We start from the raw sequence: 24,801 nt of genomic DNA, 5'->3' as shown, positions 1-24,801 counted from the left end.
CAACACCAAATAAGTAGACGACCGACCTTGGAAGACCTCTGAGATAAACTCATTCCCATCCCCTGTTCGGTAGAGGTTATCTAGTAGTCGGGTCAGGTCTTGCCTAATCACCTCACTCTGCTCATCCGCAACCAATCGCAGTTGCTCATCCAACAGATAAATGTTGTCTGTCGCCATATAGTAAGCATAGAGGTCATTCAGAAAGGTTTGACTGGTGATTTGGGTCTCCACACTCATGACTGCCTTAGTAAAGGCTGACGTATCTTGGTCCAAAAAGTGCTGCATAACCTGTCTCATCTCTTGGAATGTTGGAGTGCGACCTGATAGGATTTCTGCCAAATCAGCTACCCCATCGCCATCAGAATCAGGGCTTAAGGGATTGGTTCCTAAAGCCAGTTCCTGGGCATCTGTGAGACCGTCTCGGTCACTGTCTTGGGTGTAAAAGGTCTTAGGCATGGCTATCCTCACTTTCTACGTCTCCCTTCTTACGGTACGCCCCATAAGCTAATCCTAACATCAGGCCGCCACCAACCAGACCAAGAAGGGAAGTCGCCTCTCCTGTTTGTGGGAGACTAGCAACTGGACCTGGTGTTTGTGGAGGAACTGGTGTTGGAATTGGAGTTCCTGGCACTTCTGATTTTGGAGTAGGAGGTGTCGGTGGGATTACCGGCTCAGGGGTCGTCGTTTTAACTGTATTAGAGGTAATGGTAACCCCATTAACCATATGGCTAAAGGTATTTTCCACTTCCCCAGCCGCAATCCGTTTCATCTGAAGGTAGATATCTGCTTGGAAGGTGGAATCGTCTGAAATGCTGGTCAGAAAAGCCCTATCAAAGGAAATAGACACTTGACCAGATGTGGTATCAACCGTTTGAAGCGTGTACTTGGTCACTTCTGTCCCCGATTTTAGGACTGTCCCATCTGCCAAGGTCACGTCCGTCATCAGGTAAGCCTGATAAACACCGTCATACTGGTCATGGGTTTCATCGTAATCATCACTAAAGCTATACGCTGTAAGAGCTGTCGCACGATTGGCTGGAATATGTGCGCCTTGAAGACGATAGGTAAAGACCTGATTGAGGGGAATTTCTTTACCGTCCAAACTTTGGTCCTTGTGAGATAGGTCAATGACCACATCTTTTTTAGGGTCGAGTTTTGGCGCATTATTGACAATCGTTTCTGTTACATAAGCCAGTCCAAAATCAATCTGATAGGCCGTATTGGCATAATCTCCACCCGTTTTTACCAAATCTTTTTTAATGGTCATGGGATTGGTCACAACCAAGGTCTGACCTGTCTTGACATAGGTGTCATAAAAGGTCTGTGGATCATCTGCCGTAAAGACTTGAATGGCTCCTTTAGGCACAAATCCCCTACCTGCCATGGCATCTTGAACCGTCTTTGGTGCTTCACTTAGAGAAGCGTACACCTTAACGGATAAGCCCTTGACTGCTTGCCCTTGACCATCAATCACCTGAATTCCTTCTGGATTTAGCTCCAAGGCCTCTTCTGGGTAATCGTCCACCATAAAGAAACCTTTGGCAATCTGGTCTTTGGTCGCAGACATGCCCTTATAGGCACTGTAATCCATGACAATCTTGTAGTAATTAACGGTATCAGGTAAGACCGTCTTCCCATCAATGGTCACACCCTTGTCAGTGGTGTTGGATTTTTTAGGCGTAACAATCGGAATGAAGTTGGATACGTCTTCCGTCTCGTAGGCCAATCCAAAATCAACTTGATAGGCTTTATTGGTATAGGTCTGACCCGAGTTATAAAGGCTGTCCTTGACGGTCATAGGGTCAATAATAGTTAGAGATTGACCGGTCTTGACATAAGTCTCATAGAAAGCCTCATTGTCTTTAGGACGAAAGACTTGGAAAGCTCCTTTTGGTGAGATTTTCTTGGCCAACAAGGCTTCTTTCAAACTCGTTGGTACCTCTTCCAAGTTCTGATAGGTCTCTACCAGAATATCCCTTACCGTCTGACCGTCTGGTGTTAAAATCTGAATAGCCTTGGTGTCAATCTCTAGGGCTTCTTCTGGGTAATCGTCCACAACGTAAAAACCCTTGGCAATAGCATCTTGAGTCGCCACAATCCCCTTGTACTGGTCCAAATCCCAAGACAAGGTATAGAAGTTTTTTGAACCAACAAGCATGGCCTGACCATTGATAACAACACCATCACTGTTTTTGTTGGTCTTATTTGGTGTAATCAAGGTCGTTGTGGTTCCATCACCAGGTGTCCGAACCGTCACAGGGTTTGAAGTGACGGTGTAGGCGGTTGGTGTTCCCTGATTGATGATGAGCTTGTAAGTGTTAGTGTAAGTCGCACCATCATTGACCACCGTACCGTACAAAACAGGAGCTATCAGGCGATAGCTCTTCGCTAAGTCCTTATTGACTTCAGACAAGAGACTATCTTTAGCTGTCAAGCGAACCAGGTGCTTAGAACGATCATAAGCAAGGTCATAAGCCGTGTTCTGTTCTTTGGTTGTCGTTTCATTCAGGACATAACCTGCTGGCAAGTAATCCTCAAAGATGAGGCTAGTTGTCGTGATACGATTTGGGGATAGATTCCCCACTTCCAAAGGATAGTTGACGGGAGATGCCTTAGCAACTAAACTCTTGTCAATAGACACACGGTCACTATTTTCCACGTCCTTATGGATACCTGGCTTAGTAGCTAGACGATAACCATGAACCTGAACGTTTGGAACAGTCGGTGGCGTAGGCATTTTTTCAAAGACGGGTTGGGTCGGTAAAGCCACTTTCACCAGTGCCAAATTTGGCTCCTCAACAGGGGTAGTCGGTTTTGGGGTGAAAGTTACTAGAGGTTCCGGGGTAAAGGTCTTTGGCTTATAGACAGACGGGGTGTAGGTTAAGGGTTCTGGAACAGGGTCAAGGTTAGGTTTGACCAAGGGTTTTGGTGTGTACGGTCGGACGGTTCGTGCCACAGGCAGGGTATTGAGGGCAAACCAATAGGTCTTACCTCCCACCTGAGTGGGCATATCCCCCTGACCAAAGGTTACTCGGTAAGTATTTCCTGAAGTCACCGTTGAGACAATCGCCCCCTTATAAGCATAGCGGCTGGAGGTCGTGTCCCACTCTTCAGGTGTACCAATCTCATGAGCCCGGTTAGAACCCAGCGACCGTGCTAGACCTTCATCCGTGACCTGAACAGTTGACCCATTGATAGGGACAAATTTACCCGATGAATCCTTAACATACTCTAGTCCGATGTTGTTATGGTTGAGTGACGAGTGGGTAAAGACACCTGGCTGCTCCTTGGAGAAGGTCACTTGACTGCCGTCAGCTAGGGTGTACTTGGCGTCTACTCGAAATTCCATCTTGTCATTTCGCCAGTCGCCCGTCCCGTCTCCACGATAGGCAATAAAGCCTTCTGTCGGGTCATTAGGAACAACCAACGTCACGCTATTGGTGCCTGCAGGCGAAACAAGGTTGGTGATGTCATAAGTCACACCTGTAATCTTCTTGCCCGCAAAACTAGCGTTTTGAAGGTTGGAATAGTTGAACCGCAAGGTCTCCCCTGTCCGAAATTGGTCATAGACAAAGAAGCCTGTCGAATCAAGAATCCGACTATAGCCTCCCAACATGGCATCTCCCGTGCTAATTATGTGATCGGGATTGCGAGTCGCTGCTCCGTGCTGGGCTTGGGGTTCCCCACGATTGAGGTCAAGAGCCTGGGCAAGGGCTTCTGAAATGTAGCCCTCTTCACCCTTTTGAATTTCAGCCAGTTCTCGGTCATAGCGAGCTTTTTCAGAAGCATTGTAGGCTTCATTGGCCTTGTTGGTCGCATCAGCTTCAGCTTGCTTCTGGGCATTGCGTTTTTTGATGGCTTCAATCTCTGCTTGACGATTGCTTACTTGAGCTTGCTTGTCCTTATTTGCCTGGTCCACCGCTGCTTGACCACGGCGATTTTCCTCATCAATCGCCGCCTGACCTGCTTGATTCCGCTTGGTAATAGCCTCATTATCTTCTTTTGCCTTGGCTAAACCAGCTACGTTTTCAGCTTCGATTTGTTTGTTTTTAGCCGTTTGAGCGTCAGCTTCCGTTTTTTTAGTCACATAGGTGTCGATAGCAGCTTGGTTCTGCTCACTAACGCCTTTGACCAGTTTGGTATAGCTCTCATAGGCTTCGGGAGATGTGCCATCGCCTGATGTGATGGTCTTATCCGTCACCCTTACCTTGACATTTGAAAAACGCTTGGTCAAATCAGAAACACTAGCATTGACGTCCTTCTCAAGGTTTTTCGCCACGTCTTCTGCTTGTTTATGACTGGTTTTCAGAGTTTCGTTCTCTCCTTCAATCCGTGCCACTTCCGCCGCATGATCTGCCTTATCTGACTGGTACTTAGCTGTCACATCTTTCAGCTCGGATACCTGCTTATCCATATCAGCCTTAGCGGTGTCAAGGCCTTGACTGGTTTCTTCAGCTGTCTGGGTAGTTCCAAGGTCCATGTCCTGACCTGGTGTAATCGTCACCCCCTCTGCCTTAGCGTCATTGATTGCCTGCTTTAGTGGTGTCTCATCAATAGTCACAGGCATGGTTCCTTGGGATTTTCCTGTTTCCGAAAGGCTAGTGTTATGCTCCACTGTCTCAATAGGCTGGGCTTCAGGAAGGTTGGTCGCTGGATTATCCGTCAGAACAATGGAAGTTTCAACTGGTGTCGTGGCTAACTCATCTGCCTGAGCAACCCCGCCACCTAGAGCAATGACAGCTGTTGCGACTGTTCCTAGTGCAACAGAACAAAGCGTACGGTATTTCTTACTTTTACGAAAGACATGTTTCTCACCCTTTTCTTGGGTAATAATTGGTTTCACTTGAATGGGTAGGGTCATGGGACACTCCTTTATGGTATTATTTGGTTGATTGCCAGAAGAATTGGCTAATCTTGCCCAATCATACCAAGAAGGATTTGCTTATTTTATCACGGCAAAAAACCACCCACAATTGTGGATGGCAGTATTATTATGTCACATAAAGGAAAAATTATTTTGTGAGGAAGTCTTGCAGGATATCAAAAACCTCATTTTTTGAAAGTTCAATATCTGAATTTTGAGGAATTGATTCAATATTTAAGGATAACAATGATAGGAATTGCAACATATCCTGTTGAACCTTTTCCCTGACATTCAAACCTGACAATGTGTCTTCTTGACGAAGTAAACCAGCTAAACGAGTAACATCATTCAAGTGTTTCTTAATTTTCTTAGTTAGCCCTTGTTCACCATTCTTAGCACGTTCACTCATATCAAGCCAGGCCTTTGCCTTAAATACAATCAGCCCTTTTGTACTCAATACAGAGTAATCATTCACTACTTCTCTCTCATTTACTAGCAATTGATAATAGTCCTCGTCTAAAAGCAAGGCAGATAAACTTGCATCCTCATCAAAATGTACCGGTGTTTCTCGACTAACCTTTTTCAATGGGGATTCAGGTAGAATACTGAATAATTCGAGCATTTCTGGAAACCCAGGCTTAGTTGTTGTAAAACGAAAAAGTTGGGCTCTATTGTCCTTCTGACTACCCACATACTCACCCTGTTCCAAAAAAGAGGTCAAGGTATTATAAAAATCCCTATTTTTTAATTCATCAATGATGACCATGTCGTAATCTTTTGTCGTCCGACTTTCAAATCCATTGGCATCTAATACAATAGAAGTTGCGGTTCCACCAATTAAGACATAATTATCTTTATAATCTTGAAATATCTCTTTAAAAATAGGTTTAAAATTAGCTGGCATATTATTCTCCTAATAGGGTTAAAATTTTCTCTTCTAGTCTTTCAATGTCTTCTTCGATACGTGGATCTTCATTAGTTTTTAGAATTAAATACAATGAAAGAGGATCAACTATCGTCATATTTACCGATTCAGACCAACCATTTTTCTGATAATCAAAAGGGATTGGTTCATAATACCAAATTTCTAAGCGATGTCCTTGAAGGATATGTTGCTGAAGCTCCTTTTTAATGCCTCTATACTGTTTCTTAGAAATAGCATAGCTTCCATAATCTTCTGTATCCGCAAGCATACCCAGAATTGATAATGCTTGTAGATTTGTAATTGTTAGGGCGACCTTGTTTTTCAATTGCTGAAAATCCTGGTCACTAATTGTTACAACCTCTTTAATAGGATTATCCAACAATTCTTTAGCTTCCTCAAATATCATCCGTTTTGATTTTGCCAAATGATAGGACTTTTGCTTGTTGACCAACCATTGACGCTCTTTAAACCCTCTAAAATAACGATATAAACTAGGCCTAGAAAGTCCTGTCAACTGGCAAATCTTATCCATATCAATAACGAAAGTTTTAGTATGTAGCAACAAGGTAATTAACAATTTTTGTTCAATCGGTGATAGAAAACTGCTAGTCTGAATGATGTTAGGTTCTTTAGAAAATAAAAATCCTAATTGTGGTATAAAAGCATTTTCTTGATAATCAAGATAGGCTGCCCCAACCTGTAATAATTTTTTCTTTTGATCATCAGATAATTTATTAAAAACTAGAATGACTTCCTCACCAACCTGATTTCTAATCACTTGAGCGTGCTTTACAAAACTATCTAAGCTACCTGTCCTTCTCTCTTTGAGTAAAAGGAAGGATTTTCCTTGTACCACTAACATCGAATAGTCATAACGCTTTTGAAAAACGATAGGCAGATTTAGCCTTATTGGCTGTATTTGAGCGTCAAAGTGAAACGCTCTAATAATAGTTTTGATTTTATTCGTATTCATTTCTACTCCGTTTTTATCATTATAATTGTATTTTATCAAACGCAATTATAAAAATCAAGTTTTTTGATAAAACAAAGAATATGCTAACAACACTCAATTTTGTTAGCATATTCTTTTTATTTCATCGTATAGGCAAAACTCATGGCCGCATCTGGTCCACTAATTTTTCGAAAGGTGTAGTTTGGATTTCCATTGACGTTGGTTTCTGAAATCAAGAATGACCCATCTGGGTAAACTTTCTCGACAAATGCCACATGCCCGTATGGAATAGGTGTGCCGTGACTGCCTCCCGCAAAGGAGATAATAGCCCCTGCTTGAGGCGTTGAACCTGTCTCACCACCTAAAGCGGCAGCCGACGCTACCCAATCTTGACCATTTCCCATAACGCTAGTAATAGGAATTTTCTCTCCGTTTCGTCCTCTGAGCTTGAGACCCAATTGGTTGATACGTGCCGCAACTCCCCAAGTACACTGGCCGTAGGCATAGCCCATCCCGTCACCACCTCCAGGGATAGAATTGTCAAAGAGGTCTCCTCTAACAGCTTCTAGGGCAGCTGGGTCACTCTGGGCTGTCCCACCATTTGGTTGACTAAAGCCCTTTTCAATCTGATAGTACCACTCGGCAGCTCTTGTTTGGCGTTCCAAGAGCTTGTCACCACTATTGCCCTCCCAATAGGTCAGAAAGACCTGGGCTAGACTAGCTGGACTGCCCGTATTCTGGAAGAAATCTTTGAGCCAATTGGTGTAATAGGGATTGTCTCCCTCAAGCATAAAGTCCAACTGAAGCTCTAAATCATACCAGGGCTTGCCCTTTCTCTTGGCGTACTCCAGAAGCAAGGTGTGGCGACGTGAACCGTCTGCGGTGTCCGTCCATTGACCTAGACCAAGTCCTCGACGAAGAATGTTGGGATAGCTACCGTTGTAGATGGCAGGACCACCCATCGCCAGCCAGTTAGGGTCGTCCCATGAGCTATCGCTTGCCCCAACAGGTGGGCTCAGGTAATCTCCTTCTGCCCGTTTTGGATTGATAGCTGATTCAACCGACCAGTTGCCTAAGATGGCTGCGATAGCCTGATTGGTCGCTCCCGTAGCTTTTAGAAAGATATAAATGGCTTTGGCTCGTTCAAATTCATCCCCACCAAATTGACCGATATTGGGTAAGATAGTGGTCTGGACTTGAACCACCTTGGGAAAGTAAAAAGCAGGATTGACCATCACCAACTTCTTTTGGTCAGGATCATACTTCTCGTAGGAGACTTTAAGTCCTGTACTATCCTTAGTCTGACCAAGCACATCTCCTGCTACTACTTTTTGCCCCTCAACCAGGCGACCGGTGTGAATGCCATATAAGCGTAAAGAAATGGCAGTTACCTTTTTTCCAGCAGTGATAAGAACATCATCACCGTCCAGATGAACAGTACCATCAAGAGGGGCGATAACAGTTTGGCTTTCCTTTGCTTCTAGGATAATAAACTCTTGCATGGTGGGCTTACCGTCCAAATGGTAATAACCATAGCGATAGGTCATAGGCAAGACATCATCGTTCGTCTTCCCCTCAAAGGGATTGTCCAGTTCCTGTAAGCTGGCATAGATACCTTCCTCCGACAGTTCCTTGAGGTCATCTTGTTCCTCTTTGGACAATTGATAAGGTGGCTTATCATAGAGGTCGGACATGGTCTTGAGACTACTACTGCCATTTAAGTCCTGCCAAAGCGTAGATAGGTAATCTTTATAAGTGCTAGAGGGTGGCAAGACACTTATCCTATCTCCTAAGGCATAGTCCTGAAACTGGCTATTCATATAAGCCATGACCTCATCTATCTTGGTGTAGTAGGTAATCCCCTTTTCGCTGGTTCGGGTCTGTTCCGCATCCTCCCAAGTCATGTGAGTATAGGCTTTTGTCAATTCAAACTCATCTTGTTGGATAAGGGTCTGACTGGCAAAGCCTAAAAAGAAAGACATCATTAGAAGCAGAAAACATAAGAGACCAGAAACAATCCAGGTGACAGGATTGCCAATTATAGTCATAAAGGCTTGTTTGAAACTGGAGATGAAACTTTGCACAACCCTACCAACTTGTCTAGTCTGGTGGGCTCGTCTTGCGACTTGCCGTTTAAGACGATAAAGGACCTTCTCATCTTGCTTCGTCAACCGCCACCCTTTTCCAGAACGCCAGTTTTGGTAACGTTCTTTAGTATTTCTAGCCCGTCTGACCATAAATCGTGAGCTGGCTTGCGAGAGCTTGACTGTCGCTTTGCCTGTCTCAATGCCTGCTTTCGTATAGCGTGCCACCTGATAAGTGGTGTCCACCATCTCCCTAGCCCCTGCCAAGTCGTCATCTTGACTGGTGAGGTAAAGGGCTTCTCGCCCAATCAGTTTACTTGCACGTTTGACCTTGTTCGTGGGTGACTTGTGCTTGGTGGCTGTCTTAACCTGTTTCAGCTCTCGTTTGCTTTGTGAGACCTCTTGTTCCGCCTGCAAGCGGTCAAAAGACTTAGCTTGATAGAAAAAACGAGAGCCTTTGGCATTATCTGCTTGGACAAATGTTTTTTCCTTTTCCTTTGTCTTTTCTTCTTCCTTGACGGTTTTCAAGTGTTGCCTGGCCTGCTTGTGTCTGGCCTTAGCCTTGGGTAAACGATGATGCTTTAATTCTCGATGGGATAGGTCATAGGGATTGGCAGAAAATAAAAGGCTCTCGAACCGCTTGTTCTCCTCTTCTTTGATGTCATCAAACTCTTTCTTAGCACTAGAGACCGTTTCCCGATAAGCCACTTGTGCTGGAGAGTTAGACGACACCAGGCGATGAAAGAGAAAACCTCGTCTACCTGATTGAGAAATCAAGTTTTGCCTTGCTTCCTGTCGCTTGAGGCGATAGGTGTGTCTGCCCTGTCTGAGATTGCTTTTCCTCGTGAGCCTTGCTCGCTTCAATTCTTTCTTGGTGACAGCCATCCTACTCGTCCTCCCGCTTTACCTGAACCATCTTATCGGGATCTGTGCTCATCAGGTCAAAGAGTTGAGTATCAGCTGGAATCCGGTTCTTGAAAGGCACAACCGTGTGACCAGCCTTAATAAGACCAGCTCCCCGTTCTGGGTTGACCAAGTATTTCTCCAATTCCTTAGACAAACCAAGCAGATGAACTAATTCTTCTCGGTCATTTTTGGCCTGTTTGAGCAGAATCATAAACTCACTATTGGCCAAAATTCGCCTCCCATTGGCGTCCATCAAGAGGGTTTCCACGTTTTGGGTAATCCCCGTTGGAATGGCCCCGTACTTTCTCACTCGGCTCCAGAGCTTGAAGAAGAAATTACTGGCGTATTCATCTAACAGTAGGAGCTGCATCTCATCGAAGTAAATCCAAGTGGTCTTACCCAGTTGTTGGTTTCTGACCACCCGATTCCAGATTTGTTCAAAAACTACCATGAGGGCAATGGGTTTGAGGGCTTCTCCTAGTTTTTTGACATTGTAAATCACAAAGGACTTATCCGTCGTCACGTTGGTTCGGTGGGCAAACATATCCAGAGACCCTTTGACATAGAGTTCCATGTCAAGAGCCAGATTACCTGCTTCTGGTTCAGGTTGCTTGGATAAGACAAAGACCCATTCTTCTAAGGTTGGCTCTAGGAAATGTTGGTAGGTCAACCGCGTCACTCGGTCAATAATCGATTTCTCTCGACCGTCCATCTGGCGGTCTAAGAGCTTGCCAATCCAAGACAAGAGGAACTCTGACTTGAGCTTGACAGGGTCTTCATCAAAGCCATGACTAGATAAGTCTAAGACATTCAGAAAGGTCTGGCTATCTGGTGCAATAATAATGCTTTCCCCATCAAAGGCTTGACCAATCAAGCCATACTCATTTTCGGGGTCAACCACGATAATATCTGTCTTGTCATCGACTTCTTTGAGCCTAGTGGTGGTTATTTCATGCTTGGTTCCCATGCCCTTACCTGCCCCCGATGTCCCTAGGATAAGACCAGACGGGGTATTGAGAGCCTTACGGTCAATGGTGATGATGTTATTTGAAATCTGGTTAATGCCATAGTATTTCCCTCCCTTGTCCTGCAAATCCACCGAAGTCCAAGGAGATTGCACGGCGATATTGGAGGTCAAGAGGCTGCGAGAAATGCCTTGAAGAAAGTTTTTCCCAAGAGGGAGAAGGCTATTAAAGGCGGCTTCCTGCATATAAGGCAAGGGGTCAATAATCAAGTCGTGAGAGCCAGCAACCTGTCGCATATCATTCAGGGCTTCTTTGAGGGCTTCTGGGCTGTCTTCCAAGAGACCAATCAGAAAGACCGTCTCAAAGAGCTTATCTCCTGTTTTGGTCATGGTGCTGAGGAGGTCATCCGCTTCATCAATAGTGGTTTCTAGAACATGACTAGCCTTTTCCAAATAGATGCCTGAGCGGGCCATCTTTTGTTGCTCACCGATTTTCTGAGATTCCATCAAGGTCTTCTTGGTTCTAACCTTGGCCATAGCTTCTGACTTTTGCGACCCTTGGCCATGAAAACTGATGATGAGTTCCCTATCTGTCTGCATGAGGTCACGGATAAAACTGTCCCCTAACTCTGTCCCATAGTCCCTGACATAGACCACCTGTAAATAACGGTCATCAATGGCCATGTAATCCTTGTGCTTAAAGGACATGCTTTGTGGTGCAATGAAATGCTTGGTCGTTAGACCTGATAGAGCCAAATCCTTATAGCTAAACGGTAAGTGATTGTCCCCTCGAAGCATATCCGCAAGGTAATTGACCCTAGCTTCTCCCTCTAGGAGATGGAAGGTACAGTCAATTTCAGCCAAACCATTTTTGACGTACTCACCAACTTGGGATAAGGAGCGATGAGCTTGTTTGGTTGAGGTATCCGTCCGCCCAAAGGTTATCAATTTGATAGTGTTAAAATTGTTTTCACCATTGTCCAAATTCTGGTTCATCATCTGGTTCAGTTCCTCACAGAAATGGTTGTAGCCATCATTATGTAGGGGATAAAGCACACTTGAACGGAACTTATCTAGGTTGACCCGTTGATTAAAGAGGGTCAGCTGAAAATGGGTGCGGTCATCTAGGGCGTTAATCATGTCCGAATACTTGTCCACAATAAGTGATCGCTCCTCCAGCCCAACGGTCTGGTAATTGACATCACCCAAAAGATAGCTTTGGGAATAATAGTCAGGTGTGACTTGCATGAGGCCATTCTCAAACAATCCTTGATAAGCGATAGTATTGACGGTTGTTGGTTGAAGTTCTTGACGAAGCTCTTTTTGTCGCTTCTTATCAGTCGCAGATGGCTTGGATTTCGTTGATGGTTTTAGTAGGTTTCGCATGGGTATTTTCCTTTCCAGTTAGGGTTCGTACAGGTACAGTAAGGGCAAACCGTAGGCGGTAATGCAGGTAGTGTTCAAAGGCTAGGTGATTGGGGCAATAGACCCCAAATAGAAGCAAGGGAAGGGTAAAACTCCCTGTAAAACCATAGACAAACCAGTCCCCAAACTGCCAAAAAAAGAGATTGAGTCCTAGGACTAGAATGGTTATCGCTAAAGCTGGCAAGACAAAAATGACCTGCCGTGTGGTAAATCCTAACCAAGCTCGGTGCTGGTATTTTGAAATGTCCTTAAAGACACGGGTATTCATTCAATAATCCTCCATAACTAAGATATGATTGACAAAAACGGAGCAGACCCTCTACTCCGTTATCGTGTTAAGCTGGAACAAGGTCGTCCTACATCCCTAAAATACTTCTGGCTGTGCGTTGAGAGCCAACAAGGGCAATGATAAGCAGGATGGCTTGGACAAAACTCCCAAACATGATGACGAGAGCCTCACCATCTCCTGCTCCGTTTGCGACCGCAATTTTTCCAGCCGATTCAAAGAGCGGCATGAGGGATACAATCAAGAAGATGAGAATACCCTGAACACCATAGACCATAATATTTTTCAGGTAGCCAATGCCTACCCCACGCCACTCATCACTCAAAAAAGTTGGGAGAGTGATTGGGGCAAAGGGAAGCATGAGATAGAGCTGAATAAAACGAATGGTCACCATGAGATTAACCATAGCGGCACTAGCCATTCTGACCAGCCAAATCAAGAGGGCAAAAGAGGCAATAATCATTTTCCCGACGGTGCCAGCCCCTTTTAGACCTGATAAGGTGTCATAAGTTTGACCACCTTGGGCAGTTACGCCTGCAATTCGGGAGAGGGCATGGCCAGCTAAGCCCAAAATGGCTTCCACAATCACCGTGGTATTAGCCATCACCACTCCCACCATGATAAAAGAGACAATCATCGGGGCAATGGCCTCAATGGTCATAGCGCCACCAGAGCTGGCAATCTTCTTGGCTAATTTTGAAAACTCCAAGATTAAGACAAGGGCTAAGATAGCCACGCCAATCGGACGCATGACCTGCTCGGTGACGGCTGTCATGTAAGACCAGACGGTTGGGTTATAGTCTGATAGGGATTTGACCAAATCAGCGGTCGATTCCAAGTCTAAGGAGAAGCCCTCAAAGAGGTTATCTGAGGAGACTTTTTCTGAGACCAGAAAAACTAGCTGAGAGAATAAGTTATTCATCACATTGCTGGTCTCCTTCTTAAATGGTAATCTGGGTCACAAAGGCCCCAGCAGCTCCGACCATCACCCCACCGACAATTTCCAAGATGGCATTACGGACACCTGGTCCACCGTCTTTGATGTTTGTCGCTAGGTTAATGACCCCAATCACGACAAGAAAGGCTCCTGTCGCTACCAGCCCTTTTTGAAGCAGGGACATGGCTTGAGCAAACATGGAGCTGGCATCAACTCCATAGGTTAGGTTTGGTAGTTTTTGTATCATCTGTTTTCCTCATTTCTGTTTTAGTATTGCGGTAAAGCGAGGGTCTTGACTCAGGTTTCTCACTCGGTGTCCCCTTAAATCAAGCGGTGGTTCTCCTGTCAAGGCAAGGTCAGGCTCCCACCACCAGTCGTCACCTTCCTCATCTGCCAGATACTGCCAGTTGGGGTGCTTAAAGGGGTCATACTTCTTGGCATAGAAGGTAGGGGTATTGGCAATTCTGACCAAGCAATCCCCTCGATCCATGTTGCCCACTTCGTCTGGTGTCATCAGGTCACGGGCAATCTTTTGATGACTAAGAGAACCAGACCCTGTTTGTCCAAAGGACCGACTGGTATTTCTGACATCAATGGTTTGTTTCCCTAAGAGAGCCGACATAAACTTAAAGATCTCCTCGTCATTGCCTCCCAGATAAAGTAGGCTGTCACAGTTACCCAAGATGGTCTTCCAGGCATCTTTTTCTTTGTAGAGGCCTTGGAGCTGGGCAATGTTTTGTAAGATAGGGACAAGGCTGATATTTCGGGAGCGAACGGTTGAGGTCAATTCCGCAAAGTCTGGAATCTCGCCGACGTTCGCAAACTCATCCAAGTAGGCTCTGACGTGAATAGGAAGCTTTCCCTTAAAGTCCACATCAGCCTGTCTAGTCAAGGTGGAAAAGACCGTCGAGAAAAAGAGGGCTGACAAGAAGCGAAAGGTAGAATCATTGTCTGGAATAACTAAGTAGACCATCGTTTTTTGGATCCCCCAACTTTTGATGTCCATGGTATCAGTTTTTGTCAAATCAATGACCGACTGGATGTTAAAGAGAGCAAATTTGGCAGTTGTGACTGCAATGACTGAATCCAAGGTCTTGTCCTTGTAGTTCTGAAAATCTGCCCAGTTTCGCATGGTAAAGTTTTCTGTGCCATAAGTCTTGGCATACCGCTCAAACATGACCTCTAGGACACTCTTCTCAGCCCCGTCCGCCTTATGAAGAAGCTTAATCAACTTGGAAATTTCCGCAAAAGAGGGGTACCGTCCCCTCTTGCGACGGTCTTCCAAATCTTGTTTCTCCTTAGCCTGTAGAGCTTTTCTCTCTTTTTTTGACAAACGAGCTTCTTCCATCAGCTGTGCTCTGGTCTTTGGTGGGTTGTAAAAATCAACCAGGTAAGAAGCGATGGCACGAACCAAAGTCATCGACGCCTCATCCCAGAAGGGATCGCTGCGTGACCCATTGCCCTTGGTGTTATTGAAGTACACCGTCAGCATACGGTTCAAATCATTCTCCGTTTCCACATAGCGAAAGGGATTGAAACCATTGCTGGTCATCATGGACACCAAGTCTAAAATCTTTATCTGGTAGCCTGCTTTCAGGAAGAACTTTCCTGTCTTTTGAGGCAAATGGTCCTTGGGGTCAACCACAATATTGGAACAGTTGGCCTGAATCAGATTGGCTGTAACAAAACGAAAGGTCTTGCCTGCACCTGACCCACCGATGACAACCAAGTTTTTATTGCGGTCAAACTTAGGTCGCTTCTTCTCTAGGAGGGTGAGGCGAACGGTCTTAGCTAGTATGGTATCCAAAAAGGGATTTTTACTGGCAAAGGCTTGGCTCTCTTGTTTTGTCCCAAAGCGAGCTGACCCATATTCCTGCCCTTCTCGGTAGACCTTGGCTCCTGAAGTCGTGTAGAGATAGGTCAAGCCCATAGCTCCAAGACCAGCCAAAAACCAGAGGCTCGAACCCAGGGTAAAGTCAAAGACCCAGGGCTTAGCCGCTATCTCATCCTGTCCATTCATCAAGAGGTAGGCCCACCTATCAAGAACTGGCAGATGATTTAACTCATCATAGAGGAGGCTCAGACGATGGCAAACATAGCCTAAAGCCAATCCCATCATGATGAAGACAAGTGGTTTTGCTTTAGACATCACAGCACCATCTCTTTCGTTTTCACCGCAGAAACCTCACTCAGAACAATGTCTTCCTTAGCCAAAGCAATTTCCTCATCTAGTGTCTTGTTCGTCACCAAGCCCTTGAACTTGTCTGCGTCATTGACCAGTTCTTTTAGGAGGGTGTCTAGGTGGGTATCCAGCAGAGCTCTATCCTTGGTGTAAAAATAGAGATAATCGTCTTGAAAAGCGATCGCCAAAGGCAAATTGTCCTTAGCTAACAGATCTTTTAGATTCTCAGTATCTACGGGCTTATCTAAGAGTTCTGTTTTTAAGTCAATGCCATCAATGGCAAACGGGGTCTTAACCAAATCTGCCAGAGTTTGAAGACCAATTTTATAGGCTGTTTCTTGATGAAGGCCTCGTTTCACAGACCAGTCCAGAATCTTAAGCAGGGTTCTTAGCGTTAAAAGGCTAGTTCGCTCTAAATACTGAAAGGCTTGGCGTTCCTGTTGTTCACTCGACATAGCTTCTCCTTCCATTGTGGGATAGGCTTATCTTAAACCAGTCACCTCGCCTTTTTTATCACAGAAAAGTAGTTAGTAGCACCAAACCATTCCAGACCAGATGAAGCATGGTCGCCCCTACTAGATCCGTCTGTTGTCGCATGACGCCCAAACCCAATCCTAAGCTCCCATAGACTAACCAGCCGCCTAAACTATCTGGTTGATGAGCCAAGGCAAAGACTAGGCTTGTGACCAGTAAGGCTTGATAAGGCTTTGGAAAGAGTGACCAGAGGTACCCACGGTAAACCAACTCTTCAACCAGACTGGCATTGGTTAGAAAGAGGATAAAAACCATCAAAGGGAGTTGGCTTTGAACAGAAATAAGGCTCGTTTGATTGGCTGAGGTCACCGGCCATAGAATCCCGACAAGAACTGACATCAGAAACATAGAGCCTAGACAAGTCACCAACCAAACAAGGCGAGACTGATCAAATTTATACCGCGAAGACTTCTTCAAGAGCCAGGTCAGACTTGTCAAGTAAAGGAGCTGACAAACAAGGACTTCCCACAAGGATAGCTGGTCTCCTAAATACAGAGATACTAAAATAGTATTCACATACTGGTAGAGATAGAGACCTATGAATTTCCAGATTCTAGCGTCTAAATAGGTCTTCATAGTCCACCTCCAAGACCAGCACCATTTTTTCCACCCACTTGGTCTGGGGCATTTGGCAGGTGGACTTGTAGTGCCTGATTTTCTGATAAAGCCGATTGAACTCGCTGGGGTACTGATAACTCCCCGCAAACATCTGCCGTGTCAACTCAGCCCAGCTCATCTCTTTTTCTGCCAAGAGAAGAGCAAGGTTTTCCCAAAATAATTCCGCCATAGCCCCCTCCTAAACACTCAATAAAGCTTTGAGAGCTTGTCGCTTTTCCGCTTTCAGTTCACGAGGAAGAAAAGTCCGTAAGTCTTCTAGGGTTACATCAGGATAGACATGCCCCTTATCGACGATCAGCGGTAAACGAAGGCTTCTTGCCCGATTGTCCCAGATGATGTCAAGAAATCGAGAAAAAGGGAGGTTATCCCTGCGTTTGTATATCAAACAGGTTGGGGTTAAAAAGGCAAAACAGTCTGGAGACAACCGCATCCATTCTAGGACATCTTCTTTCTTCAGTTGCTCAAAGTCCACCAGCTCATATGCAATGCCATAAGCATCTAGGGTCTCAATCAAAGACTGGTGTCGGTCTTGGTGTTTACTTAGATAGAGTCGCATATCACACCCTCCTTGACCTTGGTTAGGTCTTCCATCACAAACCCACCAAGGATTCTGGTCATATTGACAGGAACCCTGCCCTCACTAAAGCATTTCACTGTTACTAGGCTCGTCAGGATACCGTCCTTGCCTTGATGGGTGTAATTCTGCCCATAGGCTCTAAAAGCCAAATCCCCATCCTCTGTCAAGAAGCTGTCCACTCCGTTTTTGATGTCCCTCTCCTCCAAAAACTCAAAAACCCGATGGAGATTGGATTCGTAAAAGAGGGGGAGGTTCATCTCCTTGTGGTAGTCATCCTCAAAGGTCACAATCATTTCGCAATCATAGTTGGGTAAGATAAGGAGCCTTTCTGTCAGTCGCTCCACCTCTGCTTGATGAATAGCCTCATCCAACTCTGAACAGGTTCTTATGGATTCTTTATGTAGTAGTTTCATGGTTCTCCTCCAATTTCTTTAATTCTCGTGCGATAGCAGCGATAACAGGAACTGAGACACTATTTCCAGCCTGCTTATAGAGCTGACTCTTACTTGAAATCGCCTCTGCTCGGTCGAATGCCCAATCTGGAAAGCCTTGTAGGCGAAAACACTCTCTTGGTGTGAGCTTGCGAATCCTCAAACGATAAAGTTTATCTCCCAGCAAAAATCCTGTCACCTCAAACCATTTGTCCTTGCGGTATTCCAGGGCTGCGATAACGACACCTTGTTGGGAGCTGGTCGTTAGGGTATTGGCGATTTGTTTGTCTACCCGTCCACGTTTAGAGTTAGACTTTGGATAGGACAGGTTGACCGAATCCCCTACTTCCGCCTTGGCATAGCCTTGCTTAGTCGCCTCACGGATTTTTAAGTGTGGTGCTTCGTGACGTAACAAGACTTTTGGAATCTTATCACCACCCTGCATGGTGGTGAGGGTCGGGGAAAGACCTTCTGTATGATAAACTCGTCCTGCTTGATCAAAGCTAGTCGGCAAATTTCCAGCCACTAGTACCCCATGCCTGTCTTGAACCGTTAGGGTAAACATGGGGTCTTGATTATCCTTGAATCGTCTACCATTCTGCCGCTTATTAAGTCTGTCAGGTGATAGAACGGGAATGGCAATCTTTGTCCCCTCCCCCTTGTTTACGGTTAAAGTTGGCGACAGTCCAGTTGCCAGATAGACCTCTCCACTCATGCCCCGACCTGATGGATTGACATTGCCTAGTCGTTCAAGATGAGTTGGGCTACCTTGTCCTCGGAGAGGAAATACTGGTCGGAAACTTCGCTTTCGAGAATGTCCGATAAGAAAGACCCGCTCCCTGTTTTGGGGAAGGCCGAAATCTTTACTGTTAAGCACTTGCCATTCGACATGATACCCCAATTCATCCAGCGTATTGAGGATTGTGGCGTACGTCCGTCCCTGGTCGTGACTGAGTAGCCCCTTGACATTCTCAAAAAATAGATAAGGTGGTTGGATTTCCTTGGCACATCGAGCAAGCTCAAAGAAGAGAGTACCGCGAGTGTCCTCAAATCCCAGTCGTCTGCCTGCGAGAGAAAAGGCTTGGCAAGGAAAGCCCCCACAGAGGACGTCCACTTGTCCTCGGAGTTCTCTGAGTTGGTCATCGGTGATTTGGGTAATGTCATGGTATTCTAATTCTCCTGTCGTGTCGTGAATGGCTTGGTAGCTTTGTCTGGCGAAACGGTCAATTTCGCAAAATCCGATGCAGGTATGACCCTGGCTTTCCATGCCTAAACGAAAGCCCCCAATCCCTGCAAAGCAATCAAAAAAATTCATCTGTTTCTCCTTTCAGGTATCAAAAAAGACCTTACTTCTCGTAAAGCCTTGGTTAGATATGGTCGTCCATTTCTGGAGCATTTTTGAGCTCAATCGCTAATACGATGAGCGACAATATCCACATGCCTAGCAAAATTTTCCACCACATGGTTCTCACCTCCTTTCCTGTTCTTGTCGGCGTTCCTTATTCCACTCTGCCAGAATGCCATTAAAGACATACTCCGCTATGGCCTCTGCCGTTCTGGCAAATCTCATGTTCTCCAAAGCATACTGATACCTAGTCTCAAAATGCCTCATAACAAACTCTGCACTTGTCTTAGAAAACTTCTCACGAATCAGCTGGTCATAGACCAATTGGTAAATATAGTCCTTGTCATAGGTGGTTGGCTTATCCACTTTACGAGTGAGCCCTTTTTCCTCCTCATCCTCTGAAAGACAATCACTCTCTTTAGTCTCACTATGTTCAGTCTCATTATCTTCAGTCTCACTAGGGGCTGAAATTAAGACCGGGCCCGTCTGCTTTTGAGACTGGCCCCGTGTTTTTTGAACACCACCCCCGTCTGAATTTAAGACGGGGGTAGGTTCATGTTCTAACTCACCCAGATAAATCTTGTTTGCGAGCCGTCCTTTTTCACTGGATGACTGTTGGACTTCCTCAATCAGACCATAGTCTCTCAGAGATTTCTTAATAGCCAAGAGTTTTGAGTTAGAATAAATCAAGTAGATAAAGCCCTGCTCATCTATCCAGCCCCTACTCAAAGACAACTCCAGTCGATCTTTCAAAACAGCATAGGCAACCTTAACCTCCAGCTTCATGTCCTTGTATCGCTCACTCTCAAATAAGAGTTTTGGGAGCTTGTAATACCGTTCTGATGTTTGATACTGATTTGCACTAATTCGTTTCATGATTGTCCTCCAATAATTTTAGTTCTAGTTGCCCCCCTGCTTTGACGTTAACCAGGCCACTTGTTTCTAATTCTTCTAGTATTTCTGTCGCTTTTGGTAGTGTTACTCCCATTGTAAGCATAAGGTAGCCAACGACACCAAGTCGAGTTGATTCTACAATTTCCACGATTTTCCTCCTTGTAAAATAAAAAAGGCAAGAACACTCTAAACTGTTCTTGCCTAAGCAATAATATATACTCAATATCCTAATTATAATTCAAAAATTACTGATTTTGAGTCACCAAAAAAGTCACCAAATTTTACTTACTATTGCTTATTATTGCTCAATTATCAAATGCCACTTACTAAATCAAAAAATTTTGATAGAAAGTAAAAACCCTTATAAATCAAGGGTTTAAAGGCATTTTATTCTCTAAAACAATTCAATTTTTATCCACAAATAGTTTAGCTGACCATTCAACCATTGAATAGTAGCCATAAATTAGCCTGTTATTTCCTTTCATTTTCTAAGCTGCTAGTCTCCATTATATCATAATTTTTACTTTTTTAGTAATATTTTAAACTATTTTAGCTTAATTAAATCATTCGACTTTGCAAGACTGCTTATCCAATTGTTAAGAAAAGGTAAGAGATGATTGAAATGAGGAACAGAAGACTATTATTTAACAGATGAACCAAGATAGCATCTTTAATGTTGCCTCGGCGCGCATAGGCTAAGTAAAAAATGACGGCTAAAGCAAAATAAATACTGAACTCAACCCCATTAGGATCTAAAGGATTGAGATGAGGTAGGGTGAACAGGAAGGAAACAACCAATAACCGAGGCCACTTCTTGTCTTCGTTAAAGAAATACTTGGTGACAAACCCACGGAAGACTAGCTCTTCTAGAATAGGGGCAAACACTCCAATCGCTAAATTAAAACAAATAAAATAGAGAGGAAATATTTTCATCAGCTGCTCATTAGTTGCCATGAGTGCAGCATCGTTGTAAGAGACCGCATTACCGTTAACCAGATAGTTGAGTAAGCTACCGACAATAGCCACTAAACGGGTGGCTAAGAAAAAGAGAAAAGCAATACCAAAATCACGTTTAGTAAAGGGTTCTTGTTTGACCTCTTCTGACTCATAAGTCGTATAGGCCTGCCAAACTTTTTTGATGATTAAAGGAACAGAAATCAAATAAGTCATGCCGAGAAACCACTTTAATGGCATAGGGGTGCGAGCTTCCAATCCTAAAAAGAGCATGGGTACTAAATTAACAGAAAGTGCTAAAACAAATAAGCCCAACTGCTTGATTACTTTTTTCACCATTATTAAACCACCATTCCTTTCATAAGGCTAAAGCAAGCAAGATTATCTCCTTGTTATTATTGTAACAAAAATTTAGGGAAAAGACTGGCAGAAACTGTAAAACGGTTTCAAATATCTCGGTAAAGCAACTGTAAGCCTCCTTGACTGACTAGAATATCTGCTGAGAAAACTTGTGTCGCATGGGCTACTGCTAGCTCTTCTAAGTCAAGTAAATCGTGCGAGAAGCTAGGTTGTGATTCGGTACATACTTCTAAAAAATACCAACTTGTTGGGTCTTCACTGTCAGCAGCTAGATAGTGACTTGTTTGGGGTGCTAGATGGTGAAGCTGGGAAATCCAATGGTCTTTGACAACCTTGATTGCCTGTGGTTTAATCTTGATTTTTGTTAGTAAAAGGTATTGTTGATTAGGAGTCACCTGATATAGAGGAGTAAGTTTTTCTTGTACAATGTAGGGTCTGAGCTTTACCATCTCTCGGCGATGAATGGCGAGAGGAGTCAGTTGTGCAAAGGCTTGAAAATGAGCTGAATTGATGTGAGTTTGGTAGGCTCCCTCGTTCTTATAAATTTCAAAAACGAGACAAGCAGTTGGCGAGTCTTCCCTATGGGCTGAGTACATGGTTAAAGTTCCTGCTTCTGTCTGAATGGATTGACTGAGGTTAGTGGCACCGAGGTCTTGAAATACTTTGAGGTATTCTGGCTTGATTTCCAACCAAAATAAGCGAACAAGAGGCAAGTCTTTATCTAACATGCGTCTTTTCCTTTCTAAATTAAACTAGTGATGTTGTGATAGTAAATCTTCTGACTGATTTCTTCGGGCAACTGAAGACTATCCAAGGCCTGAATAATTTCTTGGCTGGGTCCCGCCGGTAGAATTCCTAAGGGAGCATCTGTCCCAAAAAGTACCCTGTCATGACCGAAATACTCAATGGCTAGTTCCAATCCCTTGGCATTACCCAGGAGAGCTGTATCCACATAGAATTTTTTAAAATCTTGAGCCAAGTGCTTCGGCAAAATATGATTGATTCGCTCGGCAAAATAAGGGACCATGGCTCCGGCGTGGTGGACAATTATTTTTAAGTGGGGAAATTCTTGAAAATAGCCGGCTTCAACCAATTCCAACATGGCTTGGCTTTGCTCATATTCCCAAGAAAAGATGATATTATTATCAGGTTTTCGTTCATCAAAGACAGGGTGCAACCAAATAGGAAGGTCTAGCTGGTGACATTTCGCAAAAATAGGTTTAAAGCTGGGATCTGCCAGAGACTTGCCTAGGTGGCGAGTAAAAAGTTGAACCCCCAAAATTTTTGGATTTTCTTGAACGAAATTTGTCAAAATCTCTAGACTTCCCTTGATGTGATTGAGGGCTAACATGGCAACTCCTCCCCTGAATTGATTAGGGTAATGGTTAAGAATGTCAAGAAGTTCCTGATTGGCCTTCTTGACCAGCTCAAGGGCTTCTTCTGCTTCCAGGTAGTCTTCTGGGTTTAGATTAACAAAAGAAATAATTTGTTTAATGTCGGGTGAGGCATGGCTCTGTCGCAAAGTCATGTCAGACAAGACAGGAGTTGCCAAGAAAGGCATTTTAGAGGGGAGTTTAGGATCTAAGGCCAGCATGTCTTGATAGAAATTTGGTGGACAAACGTGGGCAAAACAATCAATTTTTAGCATGACAAAAACCTCCTTAATTGTTGGCATTATTATATCACATTTCAAACTTCTTCTCCTTCTTTAACTTAATTATGTTATAATGGTAACAAAGATATCCAAAGGAGATTAACCGATGCAAGCTATGCCTAAACGTCAGGACATTGACCCACAATTAACCTGGGATACTAGCCTGATTTTTAAGACAGTTGATGACTACAAAGCCGCCTTGGCTGACTATGACCAGTTGGTTGGGAAATTTGAGGACAGCTATAAAGGAAAGCTAACTGACGCTAAAACCATTACAGCTGCTTTAAGTGCCTATGAAGAATTGGTCATCTTACGCGATAAATTAAGCCATTATGCCTTTTTGCCTTTAGAAGTTGACCGCTTGAACACAGATTTGGCTAGTTTATCCAATGACTTTGATTTGCTAGTGGAGGCAACGACTCCACGATTAGCCTTTTTAGACATTGAACTGGGAGCCTTAGACATTGAGAACTTACAAGACCTGATAGCTGAGCACCCTCAATGGACAGCCTATCTGCAGCGTCTCATTGACCAGAAACCCCACCGGTTACCGGCTCTACAGGAGGAACTCTTGGCCAGCCTAAGTCCTGTTTTCAATCAACCTTATAATGCCTACAACACGACAAAATTTGAAGACATGACCTTTGCTCCCTTTACCGCTAATGGGAAAAGCTATGAGAATAGCTATGTCTATTTTGAAAATGACTATGAATTCAGTCACGACACAGAACTGCGTCGCCAATCGGCAGAAAGTTTTTATGCTACCCTAAAGCAATACAAGAATACGGCCGCTAATAGCCTCTTGGCTCAGATGAAAAATGAGCAGATTCAGGCCAAATTGCGTGGGTTTTCTTCTACCATTGACTATCTGCTCTTCCAGCAAAATGTGTCGCGTGACTTATTTGACCGCCAAATTGACCTCATTATGACAGAATTAGCTCCCCACATGCGACGCTATCTTAAATTAGTGGCTCAGGCTCACGGCTTGGATAAACTAACCCATGCTGACTTGAAAATTAGCATGCCCTCAACCTTTAATCAACGCATTAGCCCTGAAGAATCCAAGGCTCTCTTATTGGATTGTTTAAGCGTGCTGGGGGCAGACTACCAAAAAATGATTGAAGAGGCTTTTGATGACCGGTGGATTGATTTTGCTCAAAATGAAGGCAAATCAACAGGAGGTTTCTGTGCAACCCTTTACAGTGGCCCGTCCTATATTTTATTATCTTGGACTGGTTTAATGAATGAAGTCCTAGTTCTAGCCCATGAATTAGGACATGCAGGGCATTTCCAACTGGCTAAAAAACAAAGCGTTTTAAGTTACGAACCCTCTCTCTACTTTATCGAGGCGCCATCCACTGCCAATGAGGTCTTAACCTGCAACAGTCTGCTCAAGAACAATCCAGATCCCAAGTTTCAAACTTACCTCATCAGTGAGTTGCTGAGCCGGACTTATTTCCATAATATGGTCACCCACCTGCTTGAAGCCGCCTTTCAACGGGAGGTTTATACACGTTTGGACAATAATGAATACCTCAATGGCGATATTCTCTGCCAAATCAAACGAGAGGTCATTCAAGAATTCTGGGGACCAGACTTTGAGATTGGTGAAGATGCCGGCCTGATTTGGATGCGTCAGCCCCACTATTACATTGGGCTCTACTCTTACACCTACTCAGCTGGCCTAACCATTGGGACAGTCATGGCCAAACAATTGGAAGACAATCCGCAAGAAGTCGTTGGTAAGTGGTTAGAAACCCTGTCCTTAGGGGCTAGCCTGTCCGCTCAAGACTTGGCCAAACATGCTGGCGTTGACGTCACGACAGACCAACCTCTCAAGGAAACAATAGCCTATGTAGCCTCTTTGGTTGACCAATTAGAAGAATTGGTTCAATAAAAGAAAAATCCG

20 protein-coding genes and 2 pseudogenes are annotated in these 24,801 nt (G+C 44.3%); 1 reads left to right on the top strand and 21 read right to left on the bottom strand.

The features are described from left to right. Nucleotides 1–309: 309 nt before the first annotated feature. The 21 genes and pseudogenes from FRX57_RS07575 to FRX57_RS01060 form a co-directional block, all read right to left on the bottom strand. Nucleotides 310–456, bottom strand: a pseudogene (locus tag FRX57_RS07575) (calcium-binding protein); the annotation flags it as partial. Continuing rightward, the gene (locus tag FRX57_RS01155) at nucleotides 449–4,861 is read right to left on the bottom strand and encodes an SspB-related isopeptide-forming adhesin (RefSeq protein ID WP_146565820.1); all 4,413 of its coding nucleotides are present in this window, start codon (nucleotides 4,859–4,861) and stop codon (nucleotides 449–451) included. The gene FRX57_RS01155 and the pseudogene FRX57_RS07575, both read right to left, overlap by 8 nt. A gap of 442 nt (nucleotides 4,862–5,303) precedes the next feature. After that, nucleotides 5,304–5,768: pseudogene (locus tag FRX57_RS07830) on the bottom strand (hypothetical protein); the annotation flags it as partial. 1 nt (nucleotide 5,769) lies between these two features. After that, nucleotides 5,770–6,762, bottom strand: a complete 993-nt coding sequence (locus tag FRX57_RS01145) for a hypothetical protein (protein ID WP_146565816.1) — start codon at nucleotides 6,760–6,762, stop codon at nucleotides 5,770–5,772. Between the two features lie 116 nt (nucleotides 6,763–6,878). Continuing rightward, complete coding sequence (locus FRX57_RS01140; protein ID WP_146565814.1) at nucleotides 6,879–9,710, bottom strand: phage tail tip lysozyme; 2,832 nt, start codon at nucleotides 9,708–9,710, stop codon at nucleotides 6,879–6,881. Between the two features lies 1 nt (nucleotide 9,711). After that, nucleotides 9,712–12,081 (bottom strand): VirB4-like conjugal transfer ATPase, CD1110 family, encoded by a 2,370-nt coding sequence (locus FRX57_RS01135; protein ID WP_146565812.1) that lies wholly within the window; start codon nucleotides 12,079–12,081, stop codon nucleotides 9,712–9,714. Next, nucleotides 12,032–12,388: a PrgI family protein gene (locus FRX57_RS01130; RefSeq protein ID WP_146565811.1), complete on the bottom strand. Its 357-nt coding sequence runs from the start codon at nucleotides 12,386–12,388 to the stop codon at nucleotides 12,032–12,034. Before FRX57_RS01130 ends, FRX57_RS01135 begins: the two co-directional genes overlap by 50 nt. Nucleotides 12,389–12,476: 88 nt before the next feature. After that, a complete protein-coding gene (locus tag FRX57_RS01125) occupies nucleotides 12,477–13,328 on the bottom strand; it encodes a VirB6/TrbL-like conjugal transfer protein, CD1112 family (protein WP_146566678.1) in 852 nt (283 codons plus the stop codon). Nucleotides 13,329–13,347: 19 nt separating this feature from the next. Further along, nucleotides 13,348–13,590 (bottom strand): hypothetical protein, encoded by a 243-nt coding sequence (locus tag FRX57_RS01120; RefSeq protein WP_029175065.1) that lies wholly within the window; start codon nucleotides 13,588–13,590, stop codon nucleotides 13,348–13,350. A gap of 9 nt (nucleotides 13,591–13,599) precedes the next feature. Then, nucleotides 13,600–15,492 (bottom strand): VirD4-like conjugal transfer protein, CD1115 family, encoded by a 1,893-nt coding sequence (locus tag FRX57_RS01115; protein WP_425472606.1) that lies wholly within the window; start codon nucleotides 15,490–15,492, stop codon nucleotides 13,600–13,602. After that, the gene (locus FRX57_RS01110) at nucleotides 15,492–15,980 is read right to left on the bottom strand and encodes a hypothetical protein (protein ID WP_146565806.1); all 489 of its coding nucleotides are present in this window, start codon (nucleotides 15,978–15,980) and stop codon (nucleotides 15,492–15,494) included. The genes FRX57_RS01115 and FRX57_RS01110 overlap by 1 nt, the downstream gene beginning before the upstream one ends. Nucleotides 15,981–16,038: 58 nt before the next feature. Continuing rightward, nucleotides 16,039–16,635: a CPBP family intramembrane glutamic endopeptidase gene (locus tag FRX57_RS01105; RefSeq protein ID WP_146565804.1), complete on the bottom strand. Its 597-nt coding sequence runs from the start codon at nucleotides 16,633–16,635 to the stop codon at nucleotides 16,039–16,041. Further along, entirely contained in the window at nucleotides 16,613–16,846 is a 234-nt protein-coding gene (locus FRX57_RS01100; protein ID WP_043026288.1) for a hypothetical protein, read from the bottom strand. Before FRX57_RS01100 ends, FRX57_RS01105 begins: the two co-directional genes overlap by 23 nt. Nucleotides 16,847–16,855: 9 nt before the next feature. Next, nucleotides 16,856–17,233 carry a hypothetical protein gene (locus FRX57_RS01095; RefSeq protein WP_146565802.1) on the bottom strand — a complete coding sequence of 126 codons (378 nt, stop codon included), beginning with the start codon at nucleotides 17,231–17,233 and terminating at the stop codon, nucleotides 16,856–16,858. Then, nucleotides 17,218–17,667 (bottom strand): hypothetical protein, encoded by a 450-nt coding sequence (locus tag FRX57_RS01090; protein WP_246100883.1) that lies wholly within the window; start codon nucleotides 17,665–17,667, stop codon nucleotides 17,218–17,220. The genes FRX57_RS01095 and FRX57_RS01090 overlap by 16 nt, the downstream gene beginning before the upstream one ends. Continuing rightward, entirely contained in the window at nucleotides 17,651–19,000 is a 1,350-nt protein-coding gene (locus FRX57_RS01085; protein ID WP_146565800.1) for a DNA cytosine methyltransferase, read from the bottom strand. The genes FRX57_RS01090 and FRX57_RS01085 overlap by 17 nt, the downstream gene beginning before the upstream one ends. Before the next feature lie 153 nt (nucleotides 19,001–19,153). Beyond that, nucleotides 19,154–19,906, bottom strand: coding sequence for a replication initiator protein A (locus FRX57_RS01080; RefSeq protein WP_146565798.1), 753 nt, complete (start codon nucleotides 19,904–19,906; stop codon nucleotides 19,154–19,156). Next, nucleotides 19,893–20,072 carry a hypothetical protein gene (locus FRX57_RS01075; protein WP_146565796.1) on the bottom strand — a complete coding sequence of 60 codons (180 nt, stop codon included), beginning with the start codon at nucleotides 20,070–20,072 and terminating at the stop codon, nucleotides 19,893–19,895. Before FRX57_RS01075 ends, FRX57_RS01080 begins: the two co-directional genes overlap by 14 nt. Nucleotides 20,073–20,509: 437 nt before the next feature. Continuing rightward, nucleotides 20,510–21,217, bottom strand: coding sequence for a CPBP family intramembrane glutamic endopeptidase (locus FRX57_RS01070; protein WP_146565794.1), 708 nt, complete (start codon nucleotides 21,215–21,217; stop codon nucleotides 20,510–20,512). Between the two features lie 107 nt (nucleotides 21,218–21,324). Beyond that, nucleotides 21,325–21,966, bottom strand: a complete 642-nt coding sequence (locus FRX57_RS01065) for a putative quinol monooxygenase (RefSeq protein WP_146565792.1) — start codon at nucleotides 21,964–21,966, stop codon at nucleotides 21,325–21,327. Nucleotides 21,967–21,980: 14 nt separating this feature from the next. Further along, on the bottom strand, nucleotides 21,981–22,886 hold the full coding sequence (locus FRX57_RS01060; RefSeq protein WP_146565790.1) for an amidohydrolase family protein: 906 nt from the start codon (nucleotides 22,884–22,886) through the stop codon (nucleotides 21,981–21,983). Between the two features lie 112 nt (nucleotides 22,887–22,998). On the opposite strand from FRX57_RS01060, the gene pepF reads away from it, so the two are divergent. Further along, entirely contained in the window at nucleotides 22,999–24,789 is a 1,791-nt protein-coding gene (pepF, locus tag FRX57_RS01055; protein WP_146565788.1) for an oligoendopeptidase F, read from the top strand. Nucleotides 24,790–24,801 lie beyond the last annotated feature (12 nt).

It is taken from the genome of Streptococcus cuniculipharyngis, from assembly GCF_007859195.1.
In the GTDB taxonomy this organism is placed as follows: Bacteria; Bacillota; Bacilli; order Lactobacillales; family Streptococcaceae; genus Streptococcus; species Streptococcus cuniculipharyngis.
The sequence above is the reverse complement of the archived record's forward strand: the minus strand, read 5'-3'. Positions and strand labels throughout refer to the sequence as shown.